Genomic DNA, 24,283 nt, shown 5'->3' on the forward strand with positions numbered 1-24,283 from the left:
GAATCCATGGCCAGCAGCCCCGAACCCTATTTCGGCACCGCCCGCAGCCGCGTCGACGGACCCGCCAAGGTCACCGGCCAGGCGAAGTACGCCGGCGAGTTCGAAGCGCGCGATCTCGCCCATGGCTACGTGGTCTCGTCCGGGATCACCCGCGGGAAGATCGCGGTCATCGACACCGCGGAGGCCGAGGCCGTGCCCGGCGTGATCAAGGTGCTCACCCACGAGAACCGGCCGCGCACGGCCTGGCTCGACTACAATTACCAGGACGCGGTCGCCCCGCCCGGCTCGCCGTTCCGCGCCCTCTACGACGACAAGATCCATTTCAGCGGCCAGCCGGTCGCCCTCGTCGTGGCAGAGGATTTCGAGACGGCGCGCTACGCCGCCTCCCTCGTCAAGCTCTCCTACGAGGCGGAGGAGCCCGAGACCGACGTGGCGCGCAAGCGCGACCTCTCCTACACCCCGCCGATGAAGCGGGCCGGCATCAAGCCGCCGCCGAAGCCGTGGGGGGACGCGGATGCCGCCTTCGACGGCGCCCCGGTCAAGGTGCAGCAGGAGTACCGCCACGCCATCGAGTTCCACAACCCGATGGAGCCCCACGCCTCGACCGTGATCTGGGAGGGCGACGGGCGCCTCACCGTCTACGACAAGATCCAGGGCGTCTCGAACAGCCAGGGCTACCTCACCGGCGTGTTCGGCCTGAAGAAGGACGAGGTGCGGGTGCTCAACCCCTATCTCGGCGGCGGCTTCGGCTCGGGGCTGCGCCCGCAATACCAGCTCTTCCTCGCCGTGATGGCCGCGCGCGAGCTCGAGCGCTCCGTGCGGGTGACGCTGACCCGCGATCAGATGTTCACCTTCACGCACCGTCCCGACGTGCTGCAGACCGTCTCGCTCGGCGCCGGCCCGGATGGCGCCCTGCAGGCCCTGCGGCACGATGCGGTCTCGGGCACCTCGCGCTACGAGGATTACCAGGAGGTCGTCGTCAACTGGTCGGCGATCCTCTACCGGTGCGAGAACGTCGCGCTCACCTACAAGCTCACCCATCTCGACCTGCCGACCCCCGGCGACATGCGGGCGCCGGGCGCGGTGACCGGCGTCTTCGCCCTCGAGACCGCGATGGACGAGCTCGCCTACGCGACCGGGCAGGACCCGATCGCCCTGCGGCTCAAGAACTACAGCGAGCGGGACCAGACGGAGGACAAGCCCTTCGGCTCGAAGGAATTGCGGGCCTGTTTCGCGGAGGGCGCCGAGCGCTTCGGGTGGAGCAAGCGCACGCCTGAGCCCCGCTCCATGCGGGAGGGCAAGGAACTCGTCGGCTGGGGCATGGCGACGGGCGTCTGGGAATCGCTGATGCAGCAATCGAGCGCGCAGGCAACCCTGACCGCCGACGGCAAGCTCGTGGTCGGGAACTCCACCGGCGACATCGGCACCGGCACCTACACGATCCTGACCCAGATCGCGGCCGACGCGCTGGGCCTGCGCATGGAGGACGTGACGACGAAGCTCGGCGACACGGCGCTCGCCGAGGCACCCGTGGCGGGCGGCTCGTGGACGGCCGCCTCCTCGGGCACCGCCGTGATGAAGGCCTGCCGCACCATCGCGAACCAGGTCTTCACGATGGCGCGCCGGATGGATCACTCGCCGCTCGCCAACGTCGATTTCGACCGCGTCGTGTTCAGGGACGGCCGCATCGCCGTGGCCGACGACCCCTCCCGCAGCGTCTCGCTCGCCGAGGCGATGAAGGCCGGCGGCGTCGACAGGGTCGAAGCGACCGAGTCGGCCGGCCCGGATTCGAGCCACCAGAAGGAATTCTCGGCCTACACGCACTCGGCGATATTCGCCGAGGTGAAAATCGACGAGGAGTTGGGCCAGGTGCGCGTCACCCGCGTGGTCAGCGCCATCGCGGCGGGCAAGGTCATCAACCCGAAGACCGCCCGCAGCCAGATCCTCGGCGGCGTGGTGATGGGGATCGGCGGCGCGCTGGAGGAGGAGGCGATGCTCGACCACCGCCTCGGCCGGGTCATGAACCACAATCTCGGCGAGTACCATGTGCCGGTCCACGCCGACATCTACGACATCGACGTGATCTTCGTCGACGAGGTCGACAGGGCGAACCCGATGGGCGTGAAGGGGCTCGGCGAGATCGGCATCGTCGGCACGATGGCGGCGGTGGCCAACGCCGTGTTCCACGCCACCGGCAAGCGCATCCGCGAATTGCCGATCACGATCGACAAGATCATCGGCTGAAGCCGGCTCCTCCGCCGGGACCGCGCCAGCCGGCGGCCGGGCGGGGCCTTCAATCCCCCGGGGGCCTTCGAACCCCGGCGGGGCCTTCAATCCCCGGCGGGGCCTTCCAACCCGGCCGGGCTCAGCCGGCGCGGGCGAGGACGATCTCGGTCTCGGCGGAGACGACGCGGTCGCGGCCGGAGGATTTCGCCTCGTAGAGGGCGATGTCGGCGCGCTTCAGCAGGCCCGCCACCGTCTCGCCCTCGCTCCAGCCGCTGACGCCGAAGCTGCAGGTGAGTCGCACCGGCCCGCGGCTGCCGCGGATGCGCAGGTCCCGCGCGAGGAGGCGCAGGCGGCCGGCATGGGCCTCCCCCTCCTCCAGGGAGCGGTGGGGCAGGGCGACGGCAAATTCCTCGCCGCCGAGCCGGCCGACGATGCCCTCCGCGCCGATCAGGCGGGCGACGGCCTGGATCGCGGCGTCGCCGACATCGTGGCCGTGCTCGTCGTTGATGCGCTTGAAATGGTCGATGTCGACGAGGATGGCGGCCATCCGGCCGTGATTGCCGACCCGGTCGGCCGCGGCTTCCATCCGGGCGAAGAAGGCCCGCCGATTGAGGAGGCCGGTCAGCGGGTCCGTCTCCGCGAGGCGGATCAGCTCGTCCTGCAGGGTGGTCAGCCGCTCGGCGGCGCGCAGGCGCGCGTGCAGCTCCTCGGCGCCCGGAGGCTTCTCGATGAAGTCGTCGGCGCCGCTGTCGAGGGCCTCGGCGAGGTTGCGGGCGTTCCGGGCGGAGGACATCGTGACGACATAGAGGGGGCGGCGGGCCTCCGCGAGGAGGCGGGCGGACCAGCACAGCTCCAATCCGCTGAGAGGCCGCACCTCCAGGCTCGTGATCAGCACCCGGACCGAGGCGGTCTGGGTGAGGAAATCCAGGGCCTCCTGAGAATCCGTGAAGGCATCGACCCGGTGGCCGCGCGGCTCGAGCAGGCCGGCGACAATCTTCAGCACCACGCGGCTCGAGTCGACGATGACGATATGCATGGGAGGCCAAACTCGTTACCCGCGAACCTCGCGATCCTGGGTCTGAAGTCTTAATTTGTCGCGAAGACCGGATGTGCCGGGACGATTTTCGCAACTACCGAGTGTGGCCGTGACCGAGCCCGAACCGCGATCCTCCGACAGGGCGGATGCCCCGCCCGTCACGCCGGACGGCCGCTACATCGTGGTGCGCGGCCGCCTCTGGCGCCGCGCGAACCCGGCCCTCGGCGAGGAGCGCCGCGGCGTGCTCGTCCGGGCGCTGATGGCAGGGCGCCGGGCCGTCCGGGAGGCGCAGGAAGCCGGGCGCCGGGGCGAGGCCGATGCGGCGGCACGGCTCGCCGAGGCGCGGGCCGCCGTCGATGCCGCGAAGGTCGGGCTGGGGGAGCGCGGGCCGGTCTGGTGGGAGGACGGGGCGCCGGACGAGAACCGGCGCCTCGCGCGCAACACCGGCTATGCCGCGTGGTATGCGGGCCTCGAAGCCGCCGGGGCGGCGCCCGTCAGCGGCGAGCGGCCTGCGGGCCGGAGCGGGGCACGGAGACGGTGATCACGCGGGCTCCGCCCGCCGAGGCCGGCGCGGCCTCGAACCGAGACCATTCCCCGTCCCGTCCACGGGAGAGGATGCGCGCCTTGCCCGGCGCGCGGGTCCGAGCGGCGGGCGCGTCGATCACGTAGACCGTGGGCTCCCCGACGGGCGCCTGGCGCTTGCCGGAGAAGGTCGGCACGCCGTAGGTGCCGTAGGTCCAGGGGGCCGGCACGATCTGGCTCGGCCGCGGCACCCGGGTGAAGGGCGCGCCGATATAAGAGCCGCCGATCAGACCGTCCGCGTAGCCGTAACCGCCACCATAGCCGAGGACGACGCCGTTCCGGTCGCCGTAGGGGTCCGCGAGGGCCGGGCCGGTCGCGAGGGCGAGGCCGAGGGCCACGAGGGAACGGAGGGAACGGACCTCGGGCATGCGGCGGCACTCCAACGCGACGACGGGAATCCGGGAAACCGTCGAGGTGCAGCCTCGTTCCGCAAACCCCGCCGAGCCAGCCGCGCAGAGTGCGTAGGCACGCCCCGCGAGGGGATCACGGCACGCCCCGCGAGGTCAGCAAAAACCCCGCGGCGACGCGGGGTTCGGCATGTGCGGGGAAGCGGCGGGTTCGTCCCCCTTGTCGGATCAGCGGCAGGTCGTGACGCGCCGCACGATCCAGCCCTCGCCCTCGACCCAGAGGCGGCGGCGGGAACGGCTGCAATTGGCCGTGTCGTCCTCGGCCTCGGTGACGGAGGCCACCGGGCGCACGGTCTGGCTCGCATCGGCGACACGGGTCGGGCTGCGGTCCGCGCCCGGCGCGGCGAGCGCGGCCGAACCGCCGGCGAGAAGAAGGAGAGCGACCGAGACAGCCGCCGGTTTCATCAGACTCATCGTCCTGCCCGCACGCCGACGCCGACGTGTCCTGCTTTTAGGGATTGTACAGCGATGTACCGCTGCGACTCTGGTGCGGTAATTCGCGACCGGCCGGTTCGGTTGCAGACCTTCCCGGCTTTCATTCACGCGCACGTGATGAAAAACGATTCGGCCGGCCCGGGGCCGGGTCCGAGGGCCGCGCGCCTGCGCCGCGCGCCGACGTCTTGCCGCGGGCGGCCGGCGGTTATAGGCAGGGCGCGCAAAGCAGATCCTCGATCTTCCCGAGATCTGGTGCACGCGAGGTCCTTTTTAAGAACACTTCTAATCTTTGAGGCGGCAGATCTCGCTCGGCCGCATGTCATTCGAACACTTCTAAACTGGAGCTCCATCATGGCGGACGGATCGACGTTCGTTCAGGCCTTCACGATCCTGTTCCGCGAGGGTCTGGAGGCGCTTCTGGTGATCGCGGCGCTCGCCGCCTTCCTGCGGCGCGCCGGCGCGCCCGAGAAGATCACTCCGCTCTATGCCGGCGCGGGCGCGGCGGCGCTGGCGAGCCTCGCGATGGCCTGGGTCTTCGAGACCTACTTCGACGGCAACCACAACGACCTCGTGGAGGCGGGCGTCATGCTGCTCGCCGCGGCGCTGATGTTCTACATGAGCGGCTGGCTGTTCCTGCGCCAGGATCCGCGGGCTTGGCAGGCCGACCTGAACCGGATGGCCCAGCGGGCGCTCGGTGCGGGCACCGTCCTGTCGCTCGCGGGCATCGCCTTCCTCGCCGTCTTCCGCGAGGGCGCCGAGACCGTGCTGTTCCTGCACGCGCTGGCGCGGACGGCGAACGGCTTCGACGGCTCGCTGCTCGGCGGCCTTGCCGTGGCGGCCCTCGCCCTCGCCGCGATGTTCGTCGCCATGCAATGGCTGGCGCTGCGCCTGCCCCTGCGGCCGATGTTCCTGATCACCTCGGCCTTCCTGTTCGTGATGGGCCTGCGGCTCGTCGGGCAGGCCCTTCAGGAGATGCAGGAGCAGACGATCGTGTCCGTGCACAATGACGGCGTGCCGGAACTCGTGACCAATCTCGGCTTCAACGGCAGCTGGGAAGCGCTCGGCGTGCAGGGCGCCCTCATCGTCGCGGCCATCCTCTGCCTGACGCTGCTCTCGCTCCGCAAGCCGGACCGGGCGCCGGAGGCCAAGGCGGCACAGGCCAAGGCGGCGTAGAACCCCGTCCTGACGCCGGACGGCGCGCCCTCAGTGCAGGAGCGCGCCGCCCGCCGTGACGGAGAGCATCGGCAGCGTGACGGAGAGGGACGCCGGCTCGGGCGGCCGCTCGCGGGGCTGAACGGCGAAGGCGCCGATGCCGAGGGCGAGGCTGAGGGCGAGGAGCGACGCCTCGACGCCGCGATAGAAGCCGTCCATCCGAGGTCTCCCGGGTGCGGTCCTGGAACCGCCCCATCATCCCCGGAAGGAATGAGCAAATCGTGTAGCGCTCGCCGCTCCGGCCGGCCGCCGATGAGCGAGCGGCGATCCCCGCCAAGGCGCGCGGCGGGGATCCCCGGGGCGAGCGGCGGATCGGGTCAGGCGCGTCCCGCCGCCGGCATCCGCGCGAGGTCCGGCACCCGCTCGGGCGCGAGGAGTGCCGCGGCGAGATTCGCCTCCAGCACGATCAGGTCGCTGTCGGCATCGGGCTCCCAGCCGCAGCGGCAGCCGTTCGGCTCCTCGTGGGCGCGGGCCACCTGCGCGTAGAGGGTGCCCACCACCCGCGCCGCCGCCTCGAGCGCCGCCATCGGCGGCAGCGGGTCGTTGCCGAGACTCTGCCAGAAGGTGCGCAGCAGCGCCTGCTCGAGCTTGGCCAGCCGCCGCTCCTCCTCCGCGCAGCAGGGCGCGGCCTCCCTCTGCACGACCGTCACCGGCGAACCTCCCGGCGCAGGGGAGCCGGGGTGGGGCTCGTGGCGACGAAGTCGATCAGGTCCGTGAGGCGATGCAGCCGCATGTCGAGGCAGGAGCCGTCCCACCACGCGAGCCGCGCGCAGCCTCGTATCAGGTTCAGGGCCCGTGCCATCCTGCTCTCCTCCGCGGGCGTCGCAACGCCGCCGGCTGCAAAGGAACAGTGTTCGCACGAGTAATCAAGCGATCCACGAAAGATTAGAAAGCATGTAATTTTGACAATGCGCGTAGTTTACAGTCGCTTCAATCTGGATCCATTCCATGAAACGCAAAACCGCGAGATTTCCGGGCGGCTTGGACGGCCGGAGCGCAGCCGGGATCGTTCCGACGGCGGGGCCTCCGCGTCACCCCGCCGAGGCGACGAGCATCGCCCCCGCCGCGATCAGGCCGACGCCGAGCCAGCCGGGAAGGGAGAGTGATTCGCCGAGGAAGAGGACGCCGAACAGGGCCACCAGCACGACGCTGAGCTTGTCGATCGGCGCCACGCGGGCCGCGTCGCCGAGCGAGAGCGCCCGGAAGTAGCAGAGCCAGGAGGCCCCCGTCGCGAGGCCGGACAGGATGAGGAAGACGAGGCTGCGGCCGGACAGGCTGCCGAGCCCCTGCACCTGCCCGGTGGCGGCGAGGATGGCGCCGGTGAGGAGCAGCACGACGACGGTGCGCACGAAGGTGGCGGCATCAGACGGGATGCCGGTGACGCCGACCTTGGCGAGGATCGCGGTCATGGCGGCGAAGGCTGCCGCCAGCAGGGCCCAGAAGCGCCAGGATTCGAGGAGCGGTCCCATCGGCGGCGCTACAGCATCGCCCGCATCGCGAGGAGGCCGAGGAAGAGGCCGCCGACGCCGAGCAGAACCGAGCCGAGGACGTAGAGGAGCGCCGCGCCGACCGCGCCGCGCTCCAGCAGGGTCACGGCCTCCAGCGAGTAGGTGGAGAAGGTGGTGAAGCCGCCGAGCACGCCGGTCGCCAGGAACAGCCGCGCGCCCGTCGCTCCGCCGCGCAGGGCGAACCAGCCCGTCAGCACGCCCATCAGCACCGAGCCGAGGACGTTGATGACGAGGGTGCCGACCGGAAAGTCCGAGCCGAGCCGGACCGAGGCGAGATTGACGCCGTGGCGGGCCATCCCGCCGAGGCCGGCGCCGAGGAAGACGAGGAGATACTGCATCCGGTCCGATCCCGCCTGCGACGCGCAAGGCCCCGCCTAAGCGGGGTCGAGGGATCGATCAAGCGCCGTGGGCCGCGCCAAGGGCGAGGGCCGGCACGGCTTTGCCGGTGCCTTGGCGGCCGGGCGGGCATCGTCGCGAGTCTTCGCGGGATCGAGGCGGGTGCCGGCCGAGTCGAGCCTCCGGGCCGCGCAAGATTCGGCGCGGCGGCGGCATGATCTGGGACACGGATCGTTAACGAGCTTGTTTCTTTGCGGCACAGGGCGGGCGGTCCGACCGCGCGGAATCCGGATTTTACCCACACTTAACCATCGCGGCTGGGGCTAAAGCCCTGGAACGACTCTTGAATTATTGCCTCTAACCCGGCAACCCTGTGTCGAGCCGGGATCAAAAGGGGTGACCGGCATGAGTCGCGTTGTGGGAGTTCTGGTGGTCGACGGACCACAGGAGGTCTGTCCGACCTTCCGTGCAACGCTGGAGCACATGCCGGCGGTGCACACGATCGGCGAGGCCGATCTGGCCGCGGCCGATCCCCGCTCGACCGTCGCCCTCGTCTTCGTGGACGAGGCCCGCCCGGGCGATGCCGCAGCCCGCGTCTCGGATCTGAAGGAGCGCCTTCCCGCCCTGCGCGCCCTGATCGCCTTCCAGGCCCTGACCGGCCCCGACCTGACGCGCCTCCTGGAGGCGGGCGCCGACGGGTTCGTGGCGCGCACGGCCTCGCCCGAGGCGATCTGCACGGCGCTGCTCAGGCTCGTGGACGGCGCGGCCTCGCTCACCGACGCCCAGCCGGCCCCCGCCGCGGCCGATCAGGCGGACGGCCTCGGCCTGACGCCGCGGGAGGCCGAGGTGCTGCGCTTCCTCAGCGCCGGCTTCAGCAACAAGGAGGTGGCACGCCGCCTGACCCTCAGCGTGCGGACGGTGGAGACCCACCGGCTCAACCTGCGGCGCAAGACCCAGACCGGCCGGCTCAAGGACCTCGTGTCCCTGGCGCGGCACCTCGGGCTCGCGCCTGTCGTCGACAGCGACACCGCGCGCCGGCTGGGCGACGGCGCGCGCGCCAACAGCCCGGATGGTGCCGCCCGGCACTGAGAGGGGCCCGCCCTCCTCTCAGGCGGGATTCGGCTTGAGATCCTCGTTGACGGCCGAGAGCGGGCGCTTGGGCTTGCGGGCGACGTCGTCCCCGCGCACCGCCTCCTCCAGCGGCTCCGGCCCTTTGCGCAGGAGCTTGGCGAGGTAGTAGCTGCCGAAGCCGAAGATGATCGTGTAGGCGATCAGGAAGGCGACGAGGGATGTCGTCACCGCCTGTGTGGTCAGCGGCGAGTGGGCGTCCGCCGTGCGCAATTGCCCGTAGACGATGTAGGGCTGGCGGCCGATCTCGGCCGTGAACCAGCCGAACAGCACCGCCCCGAAGCCGGAGGGTGTCATCAGCATGGCGCAGGTGAGGAAGACGCGGTTCGTGTAGAGGGTGCCGCGCCAGCGCAGGTACAGGCTCCACAGGCTCAGGGCCAGCATCGCCATCCCGAGGGCGACCATGATGCGGAACGAGTAGAAGACCGGCCAGACCGGCGGCCGCTGATCGGGCTTCACGTCCTTGAGGCCCGGCACCACGCCCGAGAAATCATGCGTGAGGATGAAGCTGCCGAGCTTCGGGATGCCGATCTCGAAGTCGTTCCGCTCCTCCTTCTCGTTCGGGATCGCGAACAGCAGGAGCGGCATGTCGGCCTGCGTCTCCCAGTTCGCCTCGATCGCCGCGAGCTTGGTCGGCTGCAGCTTGAGCACGGCCAGCCCGTGCGAGTCGCCGATGAAGATCTGCAGCGGCGTGCAGATCACCGCGAACCACAGCGCCATCGAGAGGGAGAGGCGGGCGCCCGCCACCTTGGCCGGCGGCTCCTTGCGGGCCCGCAGGATCATCCAGGCCGACATGCCCGCCACCGCGAAGGCGGTGGTGAGGAAGCAGCCGAGCACCATGTGCGCGTAGCGGATCGGGAAGGAGGGGTTGAAGATCACCTTCAGCCAGTCGGTCGCCACCGCCCGGCCGTTCTCGACGACGAAGCCCGCCGGCGTCTGCATCCACGAGTTCGCCGACAGGATCCAGAAGGCCGAGATCAGGGTGCCGAGGGCCACCATGCAGGTGGAGAGGAAGTGCAGGCGGTCCCCCACCCGCTCCCAGCCGAACAGCATGATCCCGAGGAAGCCCGCCTCCAGGAAGAAGGCCGTGATCACCTCGTACTGGATCAGGGGACCCAGCACGTTGCCCGTGAAGTCGGAGTAGCGCGACCAGTTCGTACCGAGCTGGTAGCTCATCACGATGCCGGAGACGACGCCGAGGCCGAAGGACACGGCGAAGGCCTTCACCCAGAACTGGTAGAGGTTCCGGTACATCGGGTTGCCGGTCCACAGCCACTGCGCCTCGAGCCGCGCCAGGAAGCTCGCCAGCCCGATCGTGAAGGCCGGGAAGATGATGTGGAACGCCATGGTGAACCCGAACTGGATGCGCGAGAGCATGAGCGCGTCGAGTTCCATGATGGGGATCCCTCGTCATCGGGCCGGGAACGGCCAGGGGCGGAGTAAATGACGTTTGTGCAGTCCGCATCAAGAGCGGGCCGCGCCTCAGCCCTCCTCGATGGCGTCGACCTTGTCGGGATAGAAGGCGAGATGGCCGCGGATGGCGCTCACCGCCGGGAACGGGTCCTCGTAGCTCCAGACGGCGTTCGGCCGCACCTCGCCGTCGACGGCGATGTCGTAGTAGCTCGCCTCGCCCTTGTAGGGGCAGCGGCTGGTGCGGGTGCTCCGGGCGAAGAGCTCGAAGCGCGCGTCCGCCCGGGGAATGTAGAGGACCGGCAGGTAGCTCGCCTCGCTGAGGCGCAGCGCGCCCCGCGTGTCGACGACGGTGGTGCCGCGCACGCTCATGCGGACCCGGCCCGCATGCGGCGCGATCCGGATCGAATGGTCGGGGCCGGGCTCTCTCATCGCGGGCTCCTCTCGGCGGGGATACTGTCGGGATCGATCTCGCGGGTGTTCAGGGCGTCGGCGAGTCGCGCCTGGGCGCTGCCGGGCCGGAGCGGCTTCTGCTGGCTCTCGTGCGGTGCCCAGCCCGAGAGCCAGAGGATCTCGAAGCTCGCCCGCAGGCGCCCGTCCGGGTCGGCGAAGCGGTCGGCGTAGATCTCGGCCGCGCGGACGAGCGTCGCCCGCCGCAGGGGCGTGCGCCGCCGCTCGGTCAGGACGTTCGTCAGCCCCATCGCCCGCAGGTCCCGCATCAGGGCGAAGGGGTCGCGATAGCGAACGGTCAGGGTCTCGGTGTCCGTGACGGGCAGCGCAAAGCCCGCCCGCTGGAGCAGACCGCCGATCTCGCGCACCTCCGCGAAGGGAGCGACCCGCGGGCTGATCCCGCCCTCGACCTCGCTCTCGGCGGCTGCGAAGGCTTGGCGCAGCTCGGTCAGGGTGCGCCCGCCCAGGAGGCAGCCGACGAAGAGGCCGTCGGGCCGCAGCGCCCGGCGGAGCTGGACGAGGGCGCCGGGCAGGTCGTTGACGTGCTGGAGCGCCAGCAGCGAGACCGCGAGATCGAAGCTGGCGGGCGCGAAGGGAAGCGCCTCCGGGTCGCCGACCGCGCGCGGGAGGCCGTCGGCCGCCTCCGGGACCGGCGAGAGGCGCAGGACCGACTCGACCCGCCCGCTCGCCGCGAGGCGGCACGCCGCGGCGGCCGTCGGCGAGGCGAGATCGAGGGCGCGCGAGAAGCTCCGCAGCACGGCGGCGAGGCGCTCCTCCAGATCCTCCACCGCGCGTGCCAGCAGGAAATCGGCGTAGCCCCCCGCCCGCGCCCGGGCGAGGCGGCGGCGGGCGAGCGGGGTATCGAACAGGGGAATCGGCGCGTCCATCGAGGGACAATGAAGCCGGGTCGGCGAGGTTGCCAGCGCCCGGTGCCTTGCGCGGCATGCGTGCGCGGAAACGCTCGCGGCGGGGCCCGCGCATCACGCTTGCGCGAGACCGGAACGGAGCGGAAGCGGCGCCGTTTCCGCTCCACCGCAACCGGAGTAATCAGCGATGAAGCGCATCGTCCTCGGAGCCGCGATGGTCCTCACGGCCCTCTCTCTCAGCCCTGCGGCCGAGGCCAAGGGCTGCATCAAGGGCGCCATCGTCGGCGGCGTCGCCGGCCACATGGCCGGGCACGGCGTCGTCGGCGCGGCCGCGGGCTGCGCCATCGGGCGCCACCGCGCCAACAAGGAGGAGCGCCGGACCGGTACGGGCCAGCCGCCCGCCCAGTCGGCGCACTAGGAGCCTGCGTGCGGGCACCGCTCCTCGCCCCGGTGCCCGCTCTCCGATCGCTGCTCCGGGTCGCGCTCGGCCTCGTCTACCCGCCGGCCTGCGCGGCCTGCGGGGCGGCGACGGCCGATCCCGGCGCCTTCTGCCCCGGCTGCTGGGCCTCGCTGCGCCTGATCGAAGCCCCGCTCTGCCCCCGCTACGGCACGCCCTTCGCCCTCGATCTCGGCCTCGGCCCCCTCCTCTCGCCCCGCGCCATCGCCGAACCGCCGGTCTTCGGGCGGGCGCGCGCCGTTGCCCTCTATGACGGGGCGGCGCGCGAGATCGTGCACCGCCTCAAGTACGAGGACCGGCTCGATCTCGCCGTGCCGATGGCGCGGATGATGGCGTCGCGCGGGCGCGAGCTCGTCGCCGAGGCGGATTGCGTGGTGCCGGTGCCGCTCCACCGCTGGCGCCTGTTCCGGCGCCGCTTCAACCAAGCCGCCCTCCTCGCCCGGCCGATCGCCCGCGGAGCCGGGCTGCCCTTCGAGCCCGGCGCCCTGACGCGCGTCCGGGCCACCCGCTCCCAGGTCGGCCTGAGCCGGGCAGGCCGCGCGGCGAACCTCCAGGGTGCCTTCCGGGTGGCGCAGACGGGTGGCGCAGACGGCGCGCGCCCGGCTGCAGGGCCGGCGCGTGCTCCTCGTGGACGACGTCACCACGACCGGTGCCACGGCGAATGCCGCGGCCCGGGCCCTGCTGCGGGGCGGGGCGGCCTCCGTCGACCTCCTTACCTTCGCCCTCGTCGCGCAGGAGCCGCTCTGACGGGCAGCCGCGCTCCCATTGCGAGCCCGCACCGGCCCGCGGAACGGTTCGCCCCACGCCCCCGTTCCTGCCCCCCCGACCGACCGGCGAGCCGGCAGCCGCGCCGAACGGTGCCGCATGACATGTCGGGACCGGCAGTCATTCCAAGAAATGACGCGCGCAATTTGTTGTCGCAACAACATCCGCGGACGCATTTGCCGAAAAACCATAAGAAAATCTCGGAACGGTATCGAACCGCTATGCATTTCAAGCCGCGAATATCGGGGCCCCGCCTCGATATGAACGACAAATTCGGAGGAACTCTATGTTGCTGAAGCAGATTCGCGTCGCCGCCCTGGCGACCACGTTCGTCGTCGGTGGCGCCGCGCTGGCTCTTGCCCAGTCGAGCTCGACGGTCGGGACCGGCGGTTCCTCGGCGGGCGGCGGCACCAGCTCGTCGACGGTGGGCACCGGCGGCTCCTCGGCCGGCTCCGGCAGCGGCTCGGGCTCCTCCTCGACGCTCGGCACCGGCGGCTCGTCCGCGGGCGGCGGCAAGAGCTCGTCCTCGGTCGGTACCGGCGGCTCCTCGGCCGGCAACACCACGGGCTCCACGGTGGGCACCGGCGGCTCCTCGGCCGGTTCCGGCAGCAGCATGAAGGACGGCCCCGGCAAGTCGGGCGAGCACGGCAAGGCCGGCGAGCGCGGCGAGCACAAGGGCGTCGACAAGCATTGACGCGCTTCGGGCGGTCCTTCGGGGCCGCCCGTTCCGGCATCCGGACGATGTCAGACTCGACGCCGAGGGAGACGTTCATGTCGCGCTTCAGCTTTCCCAGCCTGCTCCTGCCCGTCTTCGGCGTCGCTGCCCTCACGGGCGCCGTGGCGGCGGGCTACGCGCAGACCAGCACCGTCACGGCCGGGCCCGGCGGCGTGTCGGGCGGCACCACCATCACCAACAGCGAGGGCAAGCCCTGCCGCGTGGTGGAGGGTCCCGCGAAGGCGGATGGGAGCGTGACGAGTTCCGTCACGGCCGGACCCGGCGGCGCCACGAGTTCCAGCAGCGGCGGAAACTCGGTCACCGTCCGCTCCGGCGACGGCCGTTCGAGCTCGTCCGTGAGCACCAGCGGCAACGGCTCGGCCGCCGTCGCGGGCTCCGGCGATTGCGTCGTCACCCGCCATCCCGACAAGAAATGAGGCGACCCATGATCCGAATCCTCCTCCCCGTCGCGCTCTGCGCCACCCTCCTCGCGTCCCCGGCACCGGCTCAGACGAGCGCCACCGGCGGCAGCGGAGGCTCGGCGGCCGCGGGCGGAACCTCGGCCTCGAGCGTCGGCACCGGCGGCACGTCGACCGGGGCGGACGGGCGTACCGGCTCCTCCCTCGCCACCGGGGGCGCGGCAGCCGGCGACAAGGCGCGGAGCCGCTCGCACGTGAACGAGACGGGGCAGGGCCTCAACGGACAGTCGAAGGCGATGGCCCATGACGGCGGCACCTTCTCGAAGTCGCAGACCAAGACCAAGGTGCGCGACGGCGAATCCGTGGAATCGCGGACCAAGTCGATGTCGCACGAGCCCGGCGAGAAGCCGGTGAAGTCCACCTCGACGACGGGCCGCTAAGGGCGCGGATGCGCGACAAATGCCCTCCGGTGCGCCGGAGGGCCGGGGGCGGAGCCCGGGCCTCACGAGGTCCGGGCTCTCGTGTGCCCCTGCGTGACCGCGTGCGTGTCCTCGTACCGGCTACGCCTCGGCGCAGATCCTCGTGCCGGCTGCGCTTCAGCGCAGGTCCTCGTGCCGGCTGCGCCTTAGCGCAGGTCCTCGTGCCGGCTGCGCCTTAGCGCAGATCCTCGTGCCACGTGCGCCCGTCGCGCTCGATCAGGGCGATCGCCGCGGTCGGCCCCCAGGAGCCTGCGGCGTAGGGCCGGGGCGCCTCGGGCCGGTCGGCCCAGGCCTTCAGCAGCGAATCTGCCCAGGCCCAGGCCACCTCCACCTCGTCGCGCCGCATGAAGAGCGTCGGGTTGCCGCGCACCACGTCCATCAGCAGGCGCTCGTAGGCGTCGGGGTAGCGCTGCTTGAAGGTCTCCTCGAAGGAGATGTCGAGGGCGGTCGGCCGCAGGCGCATGCCGCCGGGGCCGGGATCCTTCGTCATCACCTCGAGCTTCATGCCCTCCTGCGGCTGCAGGCGGATGACGAGGCGGTTCGGCTCGCGCCCGAACGACTCCTCGGGGAAGATCGAGAAGGGCGAGGCGCGGAACTGCACCACGATCTCGGACATCTTCTGCGGCAGCCGCTTGCCGGTGCGTAGGTAGAAGGGCACGCCGGCCCAGCGCCACGACTGCACCTCGAGCTTGAGCGCCACGAAGGTCTCGGTGCGGCTCTGCGAGCCGGGGCCGAGATCGGCGAGGTAGCCCTCCACCGGCCTGCCCTCGACGGCGCCCGCCGCGTACTGGCCGCGCACGGTGACGTGCTGCACGTCGTTGGCCGTGATCGGCTTGAGGGCGCGCAGCACCTTCAGCTTCTCGTCGCGCACGGAATTGGCGTCGAGATTGAGCGGGCTCTCCATCGCGGTGAGGCAAAGGAGCTGCAGGAGGTGGTTCTGCACCATGTCCCGCAGGGCGCCCGAAGTGTCGTAATAGCCCGCGCGGCTCTCGACGCCCACCGTCTCGCCCACCGTGATCTGGACGTGGTCGATCACGTCCGCCGTCCAGAGCCGCTCGAAGATGGTGTTGGCGAAGCGCAGCGCCAGCAGGTTCTGGACCGTCTCCTTGCCGAGATAATGGTCGATCCGGAAGATCTGCTCCTCGGGGAAGACCTCGCCGACCGCGTCGTTGATGGCGCGGGCCGATTTCAGGTCCTTGCCGATCGGCTTCTCCAGCACGACGCGGCTCCTCTCGCCGATGAGCCCGTGGCGCGCGAGGTTCCGGCAGATCGCGCCGTAGAGGTCGGGCGAGGTGGCGAGGTAGTAGGGCCGCACCTGATCGGGCCGCTCGGCGAGCTTCTCCGCGAGATCCTCCCAGCCGTCCTCGCCCGCGCCGTCCACCGCGACGTAGTCGAGATGGTCGACGAAGGCGGAGAGCGCTTCCTCGGAGAGGTCGTGGGCCGGTACGAAGCGCTTGAGGGCGTCCCGCGCCCGCTCGCGGAACTGGTCGCCCGTGATCTCGGAGCGGGAGGCGCCGATGATGCGACTCGTCGGCGGGATCTGGCCGTCCTTGTAGCGGTAGTAGAGAGCCGGCAGGAGCTTGCGGGTGGTGAGGTCTCCCGTGGCGCCGAAGACGACGCAGTCGAAGGAAGCAACGGGGATGATCGTGGCCAAGGGCGGCTCCCGTGTTCGTGCGGCCTCCGGGGCGGAGGGCCGGACTCGGGCCTCACGGGCACCCGCCCGGCGGAGACCCGGATTATACCCCTCGCAAAAGGTTCGCCAGACGGGGCCGTCTCACGAGAGCGGCACCGGGCTCACGCCGCCCGCCGGCCCCCACGGCCGGCAGGCCGGCGCAGCACGGCGATGCCGGCCAGCACGACGAGGAGGATGAGGGCCGGGATCGCCATGGTCACGGGATCGCCCGCCCGCAGATGGCTCCCCACCGCGCCGAGCATGATCACGGCGAGCAGAGCCGCACCGAGGGCGGCGGTTCCGCGCATCGCGAGGAGCAGGGCGCCGACGACTTGGAGGGCGCCGACCGCGTACATGAACCAGAGGGGATAGCCGAAGCGCTGGAAGCCCGAGACCTCGAACGCGGTGCCCGCGAACTTCATCCCCGCCGCGACGAGGAAGAAGAGGGCGATGAGGACCCGCAGGATCTGCCCCCCGGTCCGCGTGCTCACGCCTGTCGTCATGGTCTTTCCGCCCCGCTGGCGGCCGGAGCTTGGCCGCGGGCGCCATGATGAGCGGAGCCGCGTGTCCGGGTGATTGCGTGCCGTGTTGCGTGGGAGGACGCGACGACGGCCCGATACGGCGGCTCAGCCCTCCATGTGCCGCCGGAACGCCTCGGCGAAATCCGGGTGCCAGCGCGAGAGCGCCGGCCGGTTCCCGATGATGTCGCCGGCCGCCCAGGCGATGCGGCGCTCGTCCTGCGCCCGCGTCGTCTCATTGTCGGGACAGAGGATGTAGAAATCGCCGGCCGCGAGCCGTTCCAGGAGGAAGGCCACCGTCTCCTCGGGCGTCCAGGCGCCGTCCGGCTTCTCGGCGACGCCGCGGGCCTTGGCGAGGCCCGTGTAGACGAAGCCCGGGATGAAGAGGTGGGCGCTCACCCGGCAGCCGTCGCGCCCGCGCAGGTCGTGGGCGAGCGCCTCGGTGACGACCTTCACGCCCGCCTTCGAGACGTTGTAGGGCGTGTTGCCCGGCGGCGTGGTGATGCCCTGCTTCGAGCCCGTGACGATGACGGCGCCGGGCCGCCCCGCCTCGATCATGCCCGGCACGAAGCCCCCGATCCCGTTCACCACGCCCCAGAGGTTGGTGTCGAGGATGCGGTGCCAGAGGTCGAGGTCGGAGAAGAGCGTGCCGCCCGCCTCGATGCCGGCATTCAGCATCAGCACGGCCGGGGGGCCGCCCTGCGCGGTGACGGCGTCGCGCAGGGCCTCCATCGCCTCGCGGCTCCCGACATCGGTCGGCACGGCCCGAACCTCCACGGCGGCCAACGCCGCGACCTCGGCGCGGGCCGCCTCCAGCGCCTCGCCGGGCAGATCCGCCAGCCAGACGTTCATGCCGATTCCCGCGAACGCCTTGGCGGCGGCGAGCCCGATGCCGCTCGCGGCCCCCGTGACGAGGGCCGAACGGCCCGGGCTGAGGGCGGGGTGCTGGGGCATAGGCTCGGTCTCCGGTCGGGCGCTGAGAGGGTGGGGCGCGGGGACGCATTGTCGAGGGGACGCTCGCGGGCTGCACGCGCTCGTGCGTACAATGATCGCTCCCGCCCTTCCCTCCCAGGCCGATCCCTTGCGCATCCCTGACCCGAGCCGCCGCGCGGTGATCGCCGGGCTCGCCGGCCTCGCAGCCTCGCCGGCCGCGGCGGGATCGTGGTCGGCGGACGGCCTCCACGCGGCCGCCGCCCGCACCGGCCTCGCCTACGGCACCGCCGTGCCGGTCGAGCGGATGGGGGACAGGGCCTACCTCGCCGTCGTCGCCCGCGAATGCGGCATCCTCGTCCCCAACACCCAGACGAAGATGCTGAGCATCCTCACCGCGCCCGGCGTCGAGGATTTCAGCGAGACCGACAAGGTGCTGCGGCTCGCCCGCGCCAACGGGCAGCGCCTGCGCGGGCACACCCTCGTCTGGCACGACGGAATCCCGGCCTGGGCGCAGCCGCTCCTCGCCCGCGCCAATGCCTATCAGGCCGAGAGCTTCCTGCGGCGCTGGATCGGCGCGGTGGCGGGCCATTGCCGAGGCCGGATCGAGGCCTGGGACGTCGTCAACGAGGTGCTGGCGCAGGGCGAGATCCGCCGCGCCGACGGCCTGCGCGAGACACCCTGGCTCGCCGCCCTCGGGCCGGACTACATCGACCTCGCCTTCCGCATCCTGCACGAGGTCGACCCCAAGGCCGCGGGCACCTGGAACGAGGATGCGGTGGAGCAGGGCGTGCCCTGGATGGAGGCGCGCCGGACCCTGGTGCTGCGCCGAATCGAGGGCATGCGCGCCCGCGGCGTGCCGATCCACCGCTTCGGCCTGCAATCCCACCTCGCGAGCCCGATCCCGATCGACGAGCGAGCATTGCGGCGCTTCCTGCGCGAACTCGGCCAGATGGGGCTCGGCATCGAGATCACCGAGCTCGATTTCGACGACCGCGCCTTTCCCGCCGACATCGCGACCCGCGACCGGATGGTGGCGGATTATGCCCGGCGCTATCTCGACGTGGTGCTCGACGAGCCGGCGGTGCTCAACGTCCTGAGCTGGGACGTCTACGATCCCGCCACCTGGCTCAACCATCACCCCGACCGCCGCCGGCCGGACGGGCTGCCGCAGCGGGCCCTGCCCTTCGACGCGGCCTACCGGCGCAAGCCCCTCTGGCACGCGATGCACAGGGCCTTCGCGGCCGCGCCGGACCATCGGGCGGCCCGGGATCGCCTGCGCCGGGTGTGAGGCATCGCACCTGTCACCGAAGCTGGACACCTCGTCCCGTCTCCGTTCAGGGGAATGGTAACCATCCCCGCCCATGATCCGGCGCACGCACCTCCGAAAGGCCAGCGATGCGCTCGCGTCTGTTCCCGTTTGCCTCCCGCCTGCGCGCGGGCCTGTCGCCGCTGGCACTCATCGCCGCGCTCGGCACCGCTTCCGCGCAGACGCCGCCGGCCCCGCCGCCCCTGGCGGAGCCGGCCCCCGCCGTTGCGCCCCCTCCTCCGCCCGTGCCCACCATGCCCGTGCCCGCCCCGCCCGCGACGCAGGGAGCGCCCGCCCAGCCGCTGGCCGAGGCGCCCGCGGCGCCCGTGAAGAAATCCCGCGAGCCGGCGCCCCTCGTCTACGCCCGCGTCTCCGAGGACCCGGTGCCGACGCTCGCGCCCTCGACCTTCCTCGACACGCTCCGCATGGCCGAGCGCTACCAAGCCTATGCCGAGGCCGGCGGCTGGGAGAGCCTGCCGGCGGACCTCGTGCTGAAGCCGGGCGCGCAGAGCCCGTCCGTGCCGAGCCTGCGCCACCACCTGACGCTCACGGGCGATCTGCCCGCCGACGCGACCCCGAGCGACCGGCACGACGCCGCGCTGGTCGCCGCCGTCAAATCCTTCCAGGCCCGCCACGGCCTGCCTGAGACCGGCCTCGTCGCCCGACAGACGGTGGCGGCGCTGAACGTGCCGGCCAGCGTGCGCCAGCGCCAGCTCGCGGCCTCCGCCGCCCGGCTGATGGGCTCGAACTTCCCCTTCGGCGAGCGCTACGTCACCGTGAACATCCCCTCCGCCGCCGTCGAGGCGGTGGAGAAGGGTGCCGTGGTCCGGCGCTACGTCGCGGTGGTGGGCTCGACCGACAAGCCGACTCCCGCCGTCGAGACGCGCATCACCGACGTCAACCTCAACCCGACCTGGACGGTGCCGGTCTCGGTGGTGAAGAACGAGATCATCCCGAAGATGCGCAAGGACCCGACCTGGCTCGCCAAGAACCGGATCCGCATTCTGGGGCCGGGCGGGGTCGAGGTGGATCCGACCGCGGTCGACTGGAAGACCGAGCGGGCGGTGAACTACACGCTGCGCCAGGATTCCGGCCTCGACAATTCCCTGGGGCAGGTGCGGATCGACATGCCGAACCGGCACGCGGTCTACATGCACGACACGCCCTCGAAATCGCTCTTCGCCCGCTCGGTGCGGTTCCACTCGCATGGCTGCGTGCGCGTCGGTCAGGTGAAGGAGCTGGCGGGCTGGCTGCTCGCGGGCACGCCCGGCCCGAACGGCCCCGGCACCGTCTGGGGCCCGATGGAGATCGAGACCGGGATCGCCATGGGGGAGCGTCGGGACGTCAAGCTGACGAAGCCGGTTCCCGTCGCCTTCGTGTATCTCACGGGCTACGCCACGCCGGACGGGCGCGCGCATTTCCGGGACGACATCTACGGGCTCGACACGCCGAACGCCGCGCCGGCTCCCGCCGCCGCGGCGCCCGAGCCGCAGACGACCGGCTCGATCGCCCCCCGATCCGCCGCTCCGAAGCCGCCCCGCATCGAGCCTTCGGCCACCCCTCCGAAGCCCGAGGCCCGCAAGCCGAGCCCCTCCACCGCGGCAGCGCCCAGGGCCATCGCTCGCGAACCCGTGATGCTGCCTCCGGGCCTCGTCGGCCCGCGGGCGTGAGGAGCGGCGGGCACCGGGCCAGGGCACCGAGGATTCGGGGCGAGGCGCGAGGCTTCGAGCCCTGTGTCGGACGAAGCCCGCCCCCCGCCTGATTCGCCTTCCACCCTGGAGAGGGGAGCCAGCCTCCGGACCCCTGTCCCGGCCCTGACGGAACGGTGCTGGACTCCGCTGTCCCGGACCCGCCTGCGCCCGGCCTGTTTGGAACCGCTCCAAGCTATCCGCCCACGGCAGCGCTGCCCTGCGCCGCGGAACATTCGGCTTCACCGTTCATTCTGCCGATCGAGAGGCGCCGCACGCCGCTGCCGCGCCCAAGAAGACCCCATCGGCAAACATCGACGGAGAGTGAGACCATGGCCAAGGCCAAGCCCCTGCGTGTCGAGAGCGACCGCCTGAATACCCCGACCGATCTCGACCCGGCCGACACCAAGAAGATCGCCGAGGGCCTCACGGTCCTGCTGTCCGACCTGTTCGCCCTCTACATCAAGACGAAGAATTTCCACTGGCACGTCAGCGGCCCGAACTTCCGCGACTATCACCTGCTGCTCGACGAGCAGTCGCAGCAGATCTTCTCGATCATCGACGCGGTCGGCGAGCGCGCCCGCAAGATCGGCGGCACCACCCTGCGGTCGATCGGCCAGGCGAGCCAGCTGAAGCGCGTGCAGGACAACGATGCCGAGTATGTCAGCCCCCTCGACATGCTGATCGAGCTGCGGGACGACAACAAGGCGCTGACGGCCCACATGCGCGAGCTGCACGAGGTCACCGACGAGGCGAACGACGTCTCGACGACCAGCCTCCTGGAGGAGTGGATCGACCAGTCCGAGGAGCGCACGTGGTTCCTCTACGAGTCGACCCGCAACGCCACCGAGGGCGGCCACTGACGGGACGCCCGGCCTGACGCCGGAGACCCTTTCCGGAGCCCTGCACCCCCGTGCGGGGCTCCTCTCGTTTCGGGTGCCTACAGTTCCAGCCCCACCTTCATCACGCCCGGATCCTCCGGGTCCGGGTGGACCGCGAAGCCGAGGCGGCGGCAGACGGCGAGCATCGGCCGGTTCTCGGGCAGGACCGAGCCCTCGACGCGGCGCAATCCTTCCGCCCGCGCCCAGTCGATCATCAGCCGCATGAGGGCGAAGCCGAGGCCGGTGCCCTTGCGGTCGGTCCGGATCAGGATCGCGTACTCGCCGCTCGTGTGGTTCGCGTCCGCGTGGAGGCGCACGGCGCCGAGCATGGCCCCGCTCTCGACGTCGGTGGCGACGAAGGCGATGGCGCGCGAATAGTCGAGCTGCGTCAGCCGGGCGAGGAAGGTGTGGCTGAAGTCGCGCACCGACGAGAAGAAGCGCAGGCGCAGATCCTCCTCGCTGACCTGATGGAAGAAGGTCGCGAACAGCCCCTCGTCCTCCGGCCGGACCGGGCGCACCCGGATCGGGCGTCCCTTCAGCATCATGTTGCGCTCCCACTCGACCGGGTAGGGGCGGATCGCGAAGCGGGGGTGGCCGGCGCCGCGGGCTGTCCGGCCCGCCATGGCGACCGTACGGGAGACGCGCACGCGGGCATCGAGCACGACGGCGCCCGCATCGTCGGCGAGCAGCGGGTTGAGATCGAGCTCGCGCACCTGCGGCAGGTCGGCGGCGAGCTGGGCGAGCTTCACGAGGACGAGGCTGAGCGCCCGCATGTCGACGGCGGGCACGTCGCGGTAGGCGGCGAGGCGGCGGGCGACGCGGGTGCGCGAGATCAGCTCGCTCGCCAGCGCGAGATCGAGGGGCGGCAGCGCCAGCGCCCGGTCGTCGATCACCTCGACGGCGGTGCCGCCCCGGCCGAACACGACGACGGGGCCGAAGGCCGGATCCTCGGCGAGCCCCGCGATCAGCTCGCGCCGCCGGCCCCGCCGCACCATCGGCTGCACCGCGAAGCCCTGGATGCGCGCCTGCGGCCGCTCGCGGCGGGCGCAGGCCAGGATCTCGCGGGCGGCATTGCGCACGTCGGCCTCGCTCGTGAGGTCGAGGCGCACGCCGCCGATGTCGGATTTGTGCACGATGTCCGGCGAGACGACCTTGAGCGCCGCGGTCTCGCCCCGCGCCAGGATCGGCCAGGCGGCCTCGGCCGCCGCGTCGATGTCGGGGGCGAGGGTGAGCGGAACGCTCGGGATGTCGTAGGCGGCGAGCAACTCCGCGACGCTTCCCGGATCGAGCCAGGTGGCGCCCTGCGCCAGCGCGCGGGCGACGATGGCGCGGGCCTCGTCGGCGCGCGGCGCGAAGTCGCGCGGCAGCGAATCGGGCGTGCGCATCAGGTCGTTCTGCGCCTCGCGATAGCGCACGAGATGCAGGAAGCCCTCGACCGCGTCGGAATCGGTGGCGAAGCGCGGGATCCCGGCCTCGGCGAGAGGCGCGGTCGCCGCCTCGTCCTCGCCGAGGGAGACGGCGAAGACCGGCTTCCTGCGGCCGCCTGAGGCGCGGGCCGCCGTGACGGTCCGCGCGATCGCCTCCGCCACCGCGGTGCCGCCCGAGCGGGCGGTGGGCACGTGGATCGCGAGCACCGCGTCGTTCGCCCGATCGGCCAGGAGGGGGGCGAGCGCGGAGCGGTAGGCCTCCGCGTCGGCATCGACGCCGAGATCGACGGGATTGCGGGCGGTGAACCCGTCCGCCGGGGTGATCTCGGCGAGGCAGCCGCCGAGATCCGCGAGCCGGTCGGCCGCGAGCGCGCCGATGCCGCGGCCGTTCGCCAAAATCGCCAGGCGCTTGCCCGGGAAGGGACGCTGCCGCCCGAGCGTCTCGACCGCGGAGAACATCTCGTCGAGGTCGCGCACCGAGAGCAGGCCCGCCCGCCGGAAGGCCGCTTGGTAGACCGCGTCGGGCTTGGCGAGGGCGCCGGTATGGGTTTCCGGGGCGGGGCCGTCCGCGTCCCGCCGGCCGATCCGCAGGACGACGACGGGCTTGGCGCGGGCGGCGGCGCGGGCGGCCGACATGAACTTGCGCGCGTCCGGCACCGTCTTCAGGCAGAGCAGGATCGCCCGTGTGCCGAGATCGCCGGCGAAGTGGTCGAGGCAATCGGCCACGTCGATGTCGGCCGAGCGGCCGAGGGAGAGGACGGCCGAGAAGCCGACCGCGCGCCGGGACGCCCATTCCACGATGCCGGAGGCGACCGTGCCCGATTGCGAGACCAGGGCGAGATCGCCGCGTGCCGGCATGTGGGCCAGGAGGCTCGCGTTCAGATGCCGGCCCGGCACCGCGAGGCCGATGCTGTTGGGGCCGAGGAGCCGCAGGCCGTGCACCCGCGCGATCTCGCGCGTGCGCGGCCCCGGATCGTCCGGACCCTCGCCGAGATCGGCGGTGAGGATCACCGCCGCGCCGGCCCCGCGCCGGCCGGCATCCTCGACGATGCCCGGCACGACCGGCGGGGGGGCCGCGACGATCACGAGATCGGGCGCCTCGGGCAGGTCGGTCACCCGGTCGAAGCAGGGGGTGCCGTCGACCTCGGCGTGGCGCGGATTGACGGGGAAGACCGGCCCCGCGAACCCGGCCCGGCGCAGGTTGTCCAGGACCGCACGACCGAGCGACCCTTCGCGCGCACCGGCTCCCGCGAGGGCGACCGAGCGTGGCCGCAGCAGGGCCTCGAAGCGGTAGGTGCTCATGGCCGCTCCCGGAATCCGTGCCCGGCATGCCGGGCCATCCGGGTCTGGGGACGCGAAATCGGCGCGGCCGTCAACGGGGGCCGCGACGCGGGGGTGCGGGACCCGGGCCCGTTGAAGCGTTCGGA

Annotated in this window: 26 protein-coding genes and 1 pseudogene; 12 read left to right on the top strand and 15 right to left on the bottom strand. The window is 71.9% G+C overall.

All coding sequences use genetic code 11. The features are described 5' to 3' along the window. Window positions 1–6 precede the first annotated feature (6 nt). Window positions 7–2,244, top strand: coding sequence for a xanthine dehydrogenase family protein molybdopterin-binding subunit (locus J2X36_RS00150; protein ID WP_310344520.1), 2,238 nt, complete (start codon window positions 7–9; stop codon window positions 2,242–2,244). Window positions 2,245–2,365: 121 nt separating this feature from the next. Here J2X36_RS00150 and J2X36_RS00155 read toward each other — a convergent pair whose 3' ends face one another. Then, window positions 2,366–3,262, bottom strand: coding sequence for a diguanylate cyclase domain-containing protein (locus J2X36_RS00155; protein WP_132255193.1), 897 nt, complete (start codon window positions 3,260–3,262; stop codon window positions 2,366–2,368). Between the two features lie 109 nt (window positions 3,263–3,371). Between J2X36_RS00155 and J2X36_RS00160 the strand changes: the two genes are divergently transcribed. Further along, window positions 3,372–3,803 (top strand): hypothetical protein, encoded by a 432-nt coding sequence (locus tag J2X36_RS00160; RefSeq protein WP_310344524.1) that lies wholly within the window; start codon window positions 3,372–3,374, stop codon window positions 3,801–3,803. Here J2X36_RS00160 and J2X36_RS00165 read toward each other — a convergent pair. Then, a complete protein-coding gene (locus J2X36_RS00165; protein ID WP_310344527.1) occupies window positions 3,757–4,212 on the bottom strand; it encodes a hypothetical protein in 456 nt (151 codons plus the stop codon). The two genes, J2X36_RS00160 and J2X36_RS00165, sit on opposite strands and share 47 nt — an antisense overlap. A 207-nt stretch (window positions 4,213–4,419) precedes the next feature. Then, window positions 4,420–4,656, bottom strand: a complete 237-nt coding sequence (locus J2X36_RS00170; protein WP_245516628.1) for a hypothetical protein — start codon at window positions 4,654–4,656, stop codon at window positions 4,420–4,422. 381 nt (window positions 4,657–5,037) lie between these two features. On the opposite strand from J2X36_RS00170, the gene J2X36_RS00175 reads away from it, so the two are divergent. Beyond that, window positions 5,038–5,859, top strand: coding sequence for an FTR1 family protein (locus J2X36_RS00175; protein ID WP_132255189.1), 822 nt, complete (start codon window positions 5,038–5,040; stop codon window positions 5,857–5,859). Window positions 5,860–5,889: 30 nt separating this feature from the next. On the opposite strand, the gene J2X36_RS00180 is transcribed toward J2X36_RS00175, so the two are convergent. From J2X36_RS00180 to crcB, 5 genes are all read right to left on the bottom strand, one after another. Next, entirely contained in the window at window positions 5,890–6,057 is a 168-nt protein-coding gene (locus tag J2X36_RS00180; protein WP_165937908.1) for a hypothetical protein, read from the bottom strand. Window positions 6,058–6,215: 158 nt separating this feature from the next. Next, window positions 6,216–6,548 (bottom strand): hypothetical protein, encoded by a 333-nt coding sequence (locus J2X36_RS00185; RefSeq protein WP_405029699.1) that lies wholly within the window; start codon window positions 6,546–6,548, stop codon window positions 6,216–6,218. Next, window positions 6,545–6,700 carry a hypothetical protein gene (locus tag J2X36_RS00190; RefSeq protein ID WP_165937907.1) on the bottom strand — a complete coding sequence of 52 codons (156 nt, stop codon included), beginning with the start codon at window positions 6,698–6,700 and terminating at the stop codon, window positions 6,545–6,547. The genes J2X36_RS00185 and J2X36_RS00190 overlap by 4 nt, the downstream gene beginning before the upstream one ends. Before the next feature lie 229 nt (window positions 6,701–6,929). After that, window positions 6,930–7,367, bottom strand: coding sequence for an EamA family transporter (locus J2X36_RS00195; protein WP_310344533.1), 438 nt, complete (start codon window positions 7,365–7,367; stop codon window positions 6,930–6,932). A gap of 8 nt (window positions 7,368–7,375) precedes the next feature. After that, on the bottom strand, window positions 7,376–7,744 hold the full coding sequence (gene crcB, locus J2X36_RS00200) for a fluoride efflux transporter CrcB (protein ID WP_132255187.1): 369 nt from the start codon (window positions 7,742–7,744) through the stop codon (window positions 7,376–7,378). Between the two features lie 403 nt (window positions 7,745–8,147). Here crcB and J2X36_RS00205 point away from each other — a divergent pair, with 403 nt between their 5' ends. Further along, window positions 8,148–8,831, top strand: a complete 684-nt coding sequence (locus J2X36_RS00205; protein WP_310344538.1) for a response regulator transcription factor — start codon at window positions 8,148–8,150, stop codon at window positions 8,829–8,831. 18 nt (window positions 8,832–8,849) lie between these two features. Here J2X36_RS00205 and J2X36_RS00210 read toward each other — a convergent pair whose 3' ends face one another. The 3 genes from J2X36_RS00210 to J2X36_RS00220 all read right to left on the bottom strand — a co-directional run bounded on the left by J2X36_RS00210 (window position 8,850) and on the right by J2X36_RS00220 (window position 11,617). Continuing rightward, window positions 8,850–10,265, bottom strand: a complete 1,416-nt coding sequence (locus tag J2X36_RS00210; RefSeq protein WP_310344540.1) for a cytochrome ubiquinol oxidase subunit I — start codon at window positions 10,263–10,265, stop codon at window positions 8,850–8,852. 87 nt (window positions 10,266–10,352) lie between these two features. After that, window positions 10,353–10,712, bottom strand: coding sequence for a DUF427 domain-containing protein (locus tag J2X36_RS00215; RefSeq protein ID WP_310344542.1), 360 nt, complete (start codon window positions 10,710–10,712; stop codon window positions 10,353–10,355). After that, window positions 10,709–11,617 carry a methyltransferase domain-containing protein gene (locus J2X36_RS00220; protein WP_132255183.1) on the bottom strand — a complete coding sequence of 303 codons (909 nt, stop codon included), beginning with the start codon at window positions 11,615–11,617 and terminating at the stop codon, window positions 10,709–10,711. Before J2X36_RS00220 ends, J2X36_RS00215 begins: the two co-directional genes overlap by 4 nt. A gap of 166 nt (window positions 11,618–11,783) precedes the next feature. Between J2X36_RS00220 and J2X36_RS00225 the strand changes: the two genes are divergently transcribed. From J2X36_RS00225 to J2X36_RS00245, 5 genes and pseudogenes are all read left to right on the top strand, one after another. Next, window positions 11,784–12,014 (top strand): hypothetical protein, encoded by a 231-nt coding sequence (locus J2X36_RS00225; RefSeq protein WP_310344546.1) that lies wholly within the window; start codon window positions 11,784–11,786, stop codon window positions 12,012–12,014. A gap of 8 nt (window positions 12,015–12,022) precedes the next feature. Beyond that, a pseudogene (locus J2X36_RS00230) lies at window positions 12,023–12,800 on the top strand (ComF family protein). 304 nt (window positions 12,801–13,104) lie between these two features. Next, window positions 13,105–13,512 (top strand): hypothetical protein, encoded by a 408-nt coding sequence (locus tag J2X36_RS00235; RefSeq protein WP_310344547.1) that lies wholly within the window; start codon window positions 13,105–13,107, stop codon window positions 13,510–13,512. A 77-nt stretch (window positions 13,513–13,589) separates the two neighbouring features. Continuing rightward, window positions 13,590–13,970 carry a glycosyl hydrolase gene (locus J2X36_RS00240; protein ID WP_310344550.1) on the top strand — a complete coding sequence of 127 codons (381 nt, stop codon included), beginning with the start codon at window positions 13,590–13,592 and terminating at the stop codon, window positions 13,968–13,970. An 8-nt stretch (window positions 13,971–13,978) separates the two neighbouring features. Then, window positions 13,979–14,392, top strand: a complete 414-nt coding sequence (locus tag J2X36_RS00245) for a hypothetical protein (RefSeq protein WP_132255180.1) — start codon at window positions 13,979–13,981, stop codon at window positions 14,390–14,392. A gap of 214 nt (window positions 14,393–14,606) precedes the next feature. Here the strand turns inward: J2X36_RS00245 and zwf are convergent, their stop codons facing one another. From zwf to J2X36_RS00260, 3 genes are all read right to left on the bottom strand, one after another. Continuing rightward, the gene (gene zwf / locus J2X36_RS00250) at window positions 14,607–16,085 is read right to left on the bottom strand and encodes a glucose-6-phosphate dehydrogenase (protein WP_310344555.1); all 1,479 of its coding nucleotides are present in this window, start codon (window positions 16,083–16,085) and stop codon (window positions 14,607–14,609) included. A 140-nt stretch (window positions 16,086–16,225) separates the two neighbouring features. Further along, complete coding sequence (locus tag J2X36_RS00255) at window positions 16,226–16,606, bottom strand: DoxX family protein (RefSeq protein WP_310344557.1); 381 nt, start codon at window positions 16,604–16,606, stop codon at window positions 16,226–16,228. 123 nt (window positions 16,607–16,729) lie between these two features. Then, the gene (locus J2X36_RS00260; RefSeq protein ID WP_310344560.1) at window positions 16,730–17,575 is read right to left on the bottom strand and encodes an SDR family NAD(P)-dependent oxidoreductase; all 846 of its coding nucleotides are present in this window, start codon (window positions 17,573–17,575) and stop codon (window positions 16,730–16,732) included. Between the two features lie 127 nt (window positions 17,576–17,702). Here J2X36_RS00260 and J2X36_RS00265 point away from each other — a divergent pair, with 127 nt between their 5' ends. From J2X36_RS00265 to J2X36_RS00275, 3 genes are all read left to right on the top strand, one after another. Further along, window positions 17,703–18,842, top strand: coding sequence for an endo-1,4-beta-xylanase (locus J2X36_RS00265; protein WP_310344562.1), 1,140 nt, complete (start codon window positions 17,703–17,705; stop codon window positions 18,840–18,842). A gap of 107 nt (window positions 18,843–18,949) precedes the next feature. Further along, on the top strand, window positions 18,950–20,530 hold the full coding sequence (locus J2X36_RS00270) for a L,D-transpeptidase family protein (protein WP_310344565.1): 1,581 nt from the start codon (window positions 18,950–18,952) through the stop codon (window positions 20,528–20,530). Window positions 20,531–20,880: 350 nt separating this feature from the next. Further along, window positions 20,881–21,411 carry a Dps family protein gene (locus tag J2X36_RS00275; RefSeq protein WP_132254537.1) on the top strand — a complete coding sequence of 177 codons (531 nt, stop codon included), beginning with the start codon at window positions 20,881–20,883 and terminating at the stop codon, window positions 21,409–21,411. A gap of 77 nt (window positions 21,412–21,488) precedes the next feature. Here the strand turns inward: J2X36_RS00275 and J2X36_RS00280 are convergent, their stop codons facing one another. Next, window positions 21,489–24,158 (bottom strand): bifunctional acetate--CoA ligase family protein/GNAT family N-acetyltransferase, encoded by a 2,670-nt coding sequence (locus J2X36_RS00280; protein WP_310344571.1) that lies wholly within the window; start codon window positions 24,156–24,158, stop codon window positions 21,489–21,491. Window positions 24,159–24,283: the final 125 nt, after the last annotated feature.

Source organism: Methylobacterium sp. BE186, from assembly GCF_031457035.1.
GTDB classification, from domain to species: Bacteria; Pseudomonadota; Alphaproteobacteria; order Rhizobiales; family Beijerinckiaceae; genus Methylobacterium; species Methylobacterium segetis.